This window comes from Marinovum sp. PR37 (genome assembly GCF_028807375.1).
GTDB lineage: Bacteria > Pseudomonadota > Alphaproteobacteria > Rhodobacterales > Rhodobacteraceae > Marinovum > Marinovum algicola.
The window spans coordinates 1-5,483 of record NZ_JARAML010000056.1; the positions used below are offsets into that span (position 1 = coordinate 1).

A 5,483-nucleotide genomic window follows, 5' to 3' on the forward strand; every position below is an offset into this window, starting at 1 on the left:
GTGAATCACGCAGCGAGACCGAAATCAATGCATCCTGACCCTAAGTATGCGTGCATGCCGCACAACATCCTGTGTGCCGCAATCACCCAGTGAGTCTAGTTCCGCACCAGTGGCGGGAAACACAAGCAATGGTGGTAAGTTGGGATTATCCCCGCTGAAGCTGGCAGCAATCTCAGCGTTCTGATGAGCTAGTTCAGCGACCAAGGCGCGTGCGTGGGGCCGCGAGAACCCCAACTCAAGCGCACCACTGCTGATGATGGGGGCCTCAGTCCAATTCAGGATCGCACGAAACCCTAGCCCCTTCGCGCCGATCATGCGCGCGGCGCGCGTTGGTTTGTCGCTGGTGTGTGCCGTCATCAGGGACGCGACACCACCTCTCCGGAACGGCTGCCCGGTGTTAGCGACGTACAGTGCATCCTGCGTCACCTCGATTAGGACACGTCCTGATCCACCCACCTCACTTGCCGCGTCGGCCGCGTTTTGAACAAGCTCCAGAAGCTCACGACCAGCATAGTCTGCCGTGGTCTGCTTTTCGGTGCGTGAATGGCCTAAAAGGAAGGCGGGTTTCTCGATATACGCCTTGCACGTAGATTTCAGCTCAGCTGCAATGAACGCAGCCCAAGCCTCGCCTGTCATGTGCGTTTCGTGCGCTCTGGCGCTGCTCTCTTGGTTCACGGACATTGAGTGCATCTCAGGTCACGTCGCATAAGACTGTTTTCTTTTAATCCGTTGCCAGAAATTTCACTATTCATTTGCTCGCCTAACCTTTGACCCTATCACCGCGAACAAAACGGTTAGCCGATTGCTTCCTTGATCGTCTTTCCATCACTGGGCCTGCGCCAGCTTTGGGGTCCGCTGCAGTTTCCATCCTTGACGATGCCCCCGGCCACACTGGAGCTGCCAAAGAGGTGATCGCACGAAAAACGATACAAGTCCGGGTCGCTGTCCGGGACGAGGACACCCCGCCGAACCAGACGGTCACGCTCTTCGCGATCCCTCTTCACACGAGGGGAGCCTTCTCGCATCGCAGTCGAGTCCTTGCGGACAAGGAAGCCACCGGACTCGGGGCGGCCATAGGCTTGAGCCTTCTGCGGACGCATTACAAACCAATCCTTCTCGCTCATGAATTCCCTCTTTCATTTTATTTGATCAATGGCAGAGCACACAGCGTATTCACCAGCTGCATTTGCTCGACGGTATTGCACTTCGCCTCACGCAATCGCGGCGCTCCAAAAACTAATGCGAGTCCCTTGGCGCGGGAGACCGCGACATTGATGCGGTTAACAGAAAACAGAAACTCCATCCCGCGCGAGGTTTCTTCGGCGGAAGATGCGGTCATGGACACCAGGCAGACCGGTGCCTCTTGCCCCTGAAACTTGTCCACGGTTCCAACGCGGACGCCCAACGGAAGGGCATCCCGCAGAGCGTTTACCTGAGCGTTGTACGGAGCGACGACAATGATGTCCGTCTCGCGCATCGACCGCGTGCTGCCATCCTTCTCCGTCCAGCTGCCGTCAAGGAGGTCAGTGACGGTTTTGCCAATTGCGGCGACTTCTTCCTGTGCGATCTGTGCATTGCCCTCATGCGGGACCGGCACCCAGAAAGCTCCGGCTTCGGGGAGCGCCGTGCCTGTCACGCACTGGTTAGCCGTATCAGGATGGCTGGTCAGTCGGCCTTCATACACCTGTTGCGAGACAAACCGACAGACCTCCGGGTGCATGCGCCGGGATGTGGGAAGGAAGATGCCCCGCTCAGCTGGAACCGTCGCATGCTCACCGAGCATCCAATCGAGGCACGACAGGTTCGCAGGCTCGGGATGTGCCCCCTGGATGACCTGCGGCAACTGGCGCGGGTCGCCCACAAGGACGATGTTTCGCGCGGCACGACCCATGGCAGCCATGTTTGCCAGTCCAACCTGGCCGGCCTCGTCGACGAAAAGCCAATCAAAGCCCTGAACATTTTCGTCGCGCGAGAAGAACCACGCGGTGCCGCCTACGACATGCCCGCCCTTGGCGGCCTCTGCGTTGTCGGTCGTACGATGAACATCGCAATCTTCGGGATAACCATCCTCGCTGCCAGAAACCTTGTGCACGAGTTCGAGATTGATCGGCAGGTCTTCGTCTTCCAACGCTGAAAGACAGCCCATCAGCACATTCCTGATAGCCTCGTGGCTGTTGGATGCGACGCCGACGCGATGGCCCTTGCGCACCAAAGACAGGATCGCGCGTGCACTCACATAGGTCTTGCCGGTACCAGGTGGCCCCTGAATCGGCAGGACCGTTCCATCCATGTCATTCACCACGGCAATAGTGCCCGCTACAGGTTCTGCCCCGCCCAGAAGATCGCCCCGTGGGCCAGAGCGCAGACGCGGTGCAGCGCGCGACAGCAGGTCGTCCACCGCCGTGTACCGGCGCGCGCCGCACTGATCGGCGATCACATCGCGCAAAGCACCGGCAATGACACCCGTCTGGATCGGCCAGTCCGGATGCAGCGTCAGCTGATCCGTCAGTAGGTCGACCTTGCCCGGGCCGACTTTGACCGTGATCTGGCGGGCGCGGCGATCCATGGTCTCGATTCCGACCGTTGTCGGGGGACTGTCGAACACCGGAACCGTCGCCCTCTTGCCGCTCCGCAGTTTCGTTTCCTGTTCGGGAAAGGTGTATCGGCGCGCAAAGGATCGCTTGACGGGTTCGACAGGGCCCGCTGCCTCAAGCCCGCCAAGCGCATCGAGATCGTCGAGCAGATCATCTTCGTCCTTCGCAGCGCTATCGAATACGGCCCATTGCGCGGGCTTCACCTCGCGGCTGTGAAAAACGCCGAGGTTGAACAACATATCCTGCCGCGCCTCCGGCAAACCTGATGCTGCCAGCAGGTTGCGCAGAGCTTTCGTATCGGCGTCCTCTTCGACCTCTTTATCACCTGCATCCGGGGCAAGTGTCGGCCAAGGGCCGACAGGCCGGATGCCAACCAGCCAGTCGCGCAATTCCTCGGTCGAGATACAGTCGACGCGGTTGTAATCCTCTATCTCGTCCAGAATCTGCTGGTCCTGCGTTTCGCGCCAGCGCTCATAAGCCACGACCGAGCCGCCCGCCGTCTTGACCTCGCCGTCGCGCTTGCGATCGTAAAAGGCCTCCATCGATTTGATGGAATAGTTCGGTTCCGATCCGATCAGCCCGCCGCGGACCACGGCGAACAGATCGACGAAGCGCCGTTCCCGGAGCAGCCGGTCGAGGAAAGCCTCACCGATCCCATATTTCGTGGTCAGGCGTTTGAGTGCTGTGATCTCGTAGGGCGCGTAGTGATAGATGCGCGCAGTGGGGTACTGCGAAATCCGCGCGCGAAAAAACGCCAGCAAGTCGGACAATGCCCGCGCTTCGGCATCGTGGTCATGGGCCCAGAACGCCTTGAACGCCCCGTCGAACCAGATGCCGTGCAGGTATTCGAGGCCGCCCTCGTAGTGTGGATCGCCTTCAATGTCGTAGAACAGGTCGCCCGGCTGCGGTTCCGGCAACAGGTCAAAGCCTTTGCCAGGCTCGGGCGCCCGTAGTTCGAAATCTGGCTCCCCGGTTTTGCGGGCCTGCTGCAGGCGGGCCTGCGTGACCAAACGGGCCTGGGTGTTTTCGGCCATTCCGCGCACTGGGTGATCGAGCGTCGAGAGAGCCTCCAATGTGTGAACACCCGCGGCTTCCAACTTCTTCACCTGACCACGGCTGATATTGGCGACATTGAACAAGCTGTCTTCGGTCTGCCAAACGCTTTCGCAATGATCGGCCCAACGGCAAAGACCGCAATCTGCACATGGCACCGGGCGCATCGGCTGCGGATCGGCAACGAAAGTTTCCAGCCGTTCGCGCGCCATCCGTGCATAGGCAGAGTAGTCCGCCAGGCGCAGCGTCGCGCGCGTGCCGTCTCCCAATTCGACATGCGCGAACTCGGGCACCACCCCCTGAATTTCCGCCAGCAGATCGGAATATAGAACCAGCTGAAGCACATGTTTCGGATCAGCCCGACGTTTCAGCTTGGTGTCGGCCACCTCGTAGCTGAACGGTCCGAGCGCCGAGGGGGTCTCAATACGCTCCAGGAAGTCGGACCAGCCGCCCCAGTTCCCCGACAGAAACGCGCCCTGAAACACCACATCCGGACCAGCGGCGAGCACCGCGCGCGTGGCTTCGGCGTTTTCGCCAAGTTTGCCGCGCTCGATTTCCATGACCGTGCGCCCGGCCTCCTTGAGATGTGCAAGGTGCGCCGCCTCATGCGCATCGCCCTGCTTTTGCAAAAGCGCTGCGTCCTCGGTGTCGTCGCCCGGCTCCTGGCCCGTTCCGCGCAGATGCGCAAGATCAAGGGTGGTCGCATGTGCGCAGCCTGTGAAGCGCATGAGATCCGTTGCGGACAAGAATATGCGACCGTCGAGATCCCTCATGGCTACTCCATTACCTATGCAAATCAATCTCCAAGGGAATCACCTCGACAGACCGCAAGGTCATCAATACCGTGCGAGGGTGTCAATTTCTGGCATGGAGATCAAATGTCTTTTGCAAAAGCGCAGGATTTGCTTCGCCTTGCCCAGATGGCGGCTTCTCGCCGAGGTGGTGTCAGCCTCGAGGACATCTGCGCCGAGTTCGATGTGTCGCATCGCACTGCTCAACGGATGACTGAGGCTCTCGAAGCAACTTTCGCGAACGTTTCGACCGCAGACGATGTGGAAAGACGGCGTTACTGGCGGATGGACGCACCCTTGCCGGACCGACTGCAGCCCCGGCAGGAAACGGCGATCGAGGCGCTGGAAATCGCGGCACGTACCGCGCGCGATGAAGGGCGAATACGGCACTCACGCTCTCTGGAGGATCTCCGCGACGCGTTGCTGGCGCGTTTGAATCCAAGGGACGCGCTTCGGTCGGAAGCCGATGCAGAGGCAGTGCTGGCTGGATTGGGACGAGTCACGCGCCCAGGCCCTACCGTTACGCTGAAGCCTGCCGTGACAGATGCTGTCATCGAAGCGCTGCGCGGTCCGTTCCGGCTGCGCGTCTGTTATGGGGCTCAGGGTGCTGCGCCGCGCGTGATCGAACCGCATGGCATGCTGCTGGGGCACCGCACCTATCTTGTGGCACGCCAACCCTCGCGTGGAGAAGACATCTTGAACTTCCGCATGGATCGGATTCATGAGGCGGAGGTACTGAACGAAAGCTTCCAACTGGCCTCGGGTTTCTCCCTAGAGACCTACGCTGCTCAGGCGTTTGGTGTTTATCAGGACCCCGAACAATTTGGCGAAGTCGTGTGGCGCTTCACACCTGAGGCCGCAGAGCGCGCCGCCGAATACAGTTTCCACCCGACCCAAGTTGTAGAGCCTCAGGATGATGGCAGCCTGATCGTCAGGTTCAAGGCAGCGGGCTGGCTGGAAATGGCATGGCACATTTATCAATGGGGCGACAAGGTGGACGTACTAGGGTCAGGATGCATTGATTTCGGTCTCGCTGCGTGATTCA

General features: G+C 60.1%; 4 protein-coding genes. 1 reads left to right on the plus strand and 3 read right to left on the minus strand.

The window, feature by feature from the left end; genetic code table 11:
- Window positions 1-24: 24 nt before the first annotated feature.
- The 3 genes from PVW49_RS23460 to PVW49_RS23470 form a co-directional block, all read right to left on the minus strand.
- Window positions 25-636 (minus strand): sacsin N-terminal ATP-binding-like domain-containing protein, encoded by a 612-nt coding sequence (locus tag PVW49_RS23460; protein ID WP_274591770.1) that lies wholly within the window; start codon window positions 634-636, stop codon window positions 25-27.
- Window positions 637-794: 158 nt separating this feature from the next.
- Window positions 795-1,124 carry a DUF4357 domain-containing protein gene (locus PVW49_RS23465; RefSeq protein WP_274591771.1) on the minus strand — a complete coding sequence of 110 codons (330 nt, stop codon included), beginning with the start codon at window positions 1,122-1,124 and terminating at the stop codon, window positions 795-797.
- Window positions 1,125-1,141: 17 nt separating this feature from the next.
- Window positions 1,142-4,420, minus strand: coding sequence for a TM0106 family RecB-like putative nuclease (locus PVW49_RS23470; RefSeq protein WP_274591772.1), 3,279 nt, complete (start codon window positions 4,418-4,420; stop codon window positions 1,142-1,144).
- 105 nt (window positions 4,421-4,525) lie between these two features.
- On the opposite strand from PVW49_RS23470, the gene PVW49_RS23475 reads away from it, so the two are divergent.
- Window positions 4,526-5,479 (plus strand): helix-turn-helix transcriptional regulator, encoded by a 954-nt coding sequence (locus tag PVW49_RS23475; RefSeq protein WP_274591773.1) that lies wholly within the window; start codon window positions 4,526-4,528, stop codon window positions 5,477-5,479.
- Window positions 5,480-5,483 lie beyond the last annotated feature (4 nt).

Coding starts and splice junctions, on each gene's coding strand:
- PVW49_RS23460 (WP_274591770.1), bottom strand. CDS start 636: ATGACAGGCGAGGCTTGGGCTGCGTTCATTGCAGCTGAGCTGAAATCT.
- PVW49_RS23465 (WP_274591771.1), bottom strand. CDS start 1,124: ATGAGCGAGAAGGATTGGTTTGTAATGCGTCCGCAGAAGGCTCAAGCC.
- PVW49_RS23475 (WP_274591773.1), top strand. CDS start 4,526: ATGTCTTTTGCAAAAGCGCAGGATTTGCTTCGCCTTGCCCAGATGGCG.
- PVW49_RS23470 (WP_274591772.1), bottom strand. CDS start 4,420: ATGAGGGATCTCGACGGTCGCATATTCTTGTCCGCAACGGATCTCATG.